Source organism: Oleiphilus sp. HI0066, assembly GCF_001635725.1.
On the sequence record NZ_LWFH01001579.1, the window covers coordinates 1 to 852 of the forward strand.

An 852-nucleotide genomic window follows, 5' to 3' on the forward strand; every position below is an offset into this window, starting at 1 on the left:
CTACTTTCACCATATCGTACTTACCAAGTACAGCAGTTGGCGCCCAGTAATAACCGAACCAAGCTTCCTGACGCTCGTAAGCTTTTGCAATCGCCCCTGATAATGCCGCGCCAGAACCTGGATCAACCACTTTGAATCCTGCGCTTTCTAAATCAAGCGCTTTGAACAAGTTTTCACCCGAGATTTGACAGTTCCAGCCAGCTGGGCAACCCATGAACATCGCTGCGCTTGGATCTTCTGGGTGTTTAAACAATGCAGCATTCGCTTTCACGCCTGCGATTGTTGCAAGGCTAGGATCTTGGTCAACCATGAACTTCGGCACCCAAAAACCTTCTTCACCACCGTCAGACAAAGAATTGCCCGCATACTTTAATCGACCTTCTGCAACACCTTTGTCGAGAGGTTCGCGCAGACCATTACTCCAAAGCTCTGGTGCAATATCTGGCTCACCTTTCTCGATCATTGATGTGCCTGTTGGCATTGTGTCACCCGCCACAAGTTGCGTATCGCACCCGTAACCATTCTTGAGAATGTAACTATCTACATGCGCCATCAACGCAGCAGAGTTCCAGTTCATCTCAGCAATAGTCACTGATCCGCATTCATTAGCTGATGATGCTGATGCCGATTCTTGAACAGAATTAGTTTCTTCAGAGTTGTTACCACCACAAGCTGAAAGCAAAGCTGCAGCAGAAAGCGCAGCGACAAGAGACTTCTTCATTTTGACCCCTTTCGATTGATTTGTATTTGATTGTTATTCTGTCTTTTAACCCTAACATAGCTACGACAGGTTTCCAAAGACGAACCCTAATGCTGCAGCAAAAGGCATGTTTATTATTCAAATAATAAAAA

At 45.8% G+C, this 852-nt stretch carries 1 protein-coding gene; it reads right to left on the minus strand.

What is annotated here, in order from left to right:
- Positions 1-721, minus strand: a 721-nt coding sequence (locus A3738_RS24920) for a glycine betaine ABC transporter substrate-binding protein (RefSeq protein ID WP_156504484.1), incomplete at its 3' end; no start/stop codon positions are given.
- Positions 722-852 lie beyond the last annotated feature (131 nt).